The sequence below is a fragment of the Streptomyces endocoffeicus genome (assembly GCF_016741935.1).
Lineage (GTDB): Bacteria > Actinomycetota > Actinomycetes > Streptomycetales > Streptomycetaceae > Streptomyces > Streptomyces endocoffeicus.
In genome coordinates this window covers 1-215 of sequence record NZ_JAERRG010000263.1, presented here as the reverse complement: position 1 = coordinate 215, position 215 = coordinate 1, and the positions used below count along the sequence as shown (strand labels likewise).

The window sequence follows — 215 nt, the reverse complement described above, 5'->3', positions numbered from 1 at the left end:
GCCGAGGAGAACAGGACGAACGCCTCCAGGTCCATGCCCTGGGTCAGCTCATGCAGATGCCAAGCCGCATCCACCTTCGGCGCCAGCACCCGCTCAATCTGCTCCTGCCCCAGGCCCTCCACAGTCGCGTCATCCAGCACACCCGCGGCATGCACCACACCCCTGAGTGGCACCTCCGCCGGAATACCGGCCAGCAGCTCACGCACCGCATCACG

At 67.0% G+C, this 215-nt stretch carries 1 protein-coding gene; it reads right to left on the bottom strand.

The genetic code is table 11. The features are described 5' to 3' along the window. Window positions 1-215 (bottom strand): KR domain-containing protein (locus tag JK364_RS54895; protein ID WP_201858952.1); only part of this gene is annotated, 215 nt, incomplete at both ends.